Raw genomic sequence first — 500 nt, 5'->3', positions numbered from 1 at the left:
CGCCCCGGCTCGAAGGGGTTCGCGACGAACCGCTCGGCCGTCAGGCCGACCCGGCGGACGTAACCGCGCGCCAGCTGGGCACCGGAAACATACAGCTCACCGGCGACACCGGGCGCGACCGGCCGCAGATACGCATCCAGGACGTAGAAGCGCGTGTTCGCGACCGGGGACCCGACCGCTACGGCACCGGCAGCGACGCACTCGGCGGTGAGCCGGGTGGTGGCAACGCCGATCGTGGTCTCGGTCGGCCCGTAATGGTTATGGATCCCGCGCTCACCGGCGGCGGCCACCAGCTCCCGCAGCCACACGGCCGAGGCGGCCTCCCCGCCGAGGACGAGGGACTGGGCCGGCAGGACGCCTTCGACGCCACCGGCGGCCGACAGAGCGGCCAGGTGGGAGGGAACAGCCTTGAAGTGGTCGATCCGATGCGCGGAAAGGTACGCCGCGACCGCCTGCGGGTCGGTGACAGCACCCTCCTCCAGGACGTGCAGCTCACCCCC

General features: G+C 72.4%; 1 protein-coding gene. It reads right to left on the bottom strand.

Annotated features, from left to right (window positions below; translation table 11 throughout):
• A partial coding sequence (locus IEZ15_RS44315) for an AMP-binding protein (RefSeq protein ID WP_189282561.1) occupies window positions 1-500 on the bottom strand: 500 nt, incomplete at both ends.

The sequence above is a fragment of the Streptomyces atratus genome (assembly GCF_014648655.1).
In the GTDB taxonomy this organism is placed as follows: domain Bacteria; phylum Actinomycetota; class Actinomycetes; order Streptomycetales; family Streptomycetaceae; genus Streptomyces; species Streptomyces atratus.
This window is presented reverse-complemented; position numbering and strand designations above follow the sequence as displayed.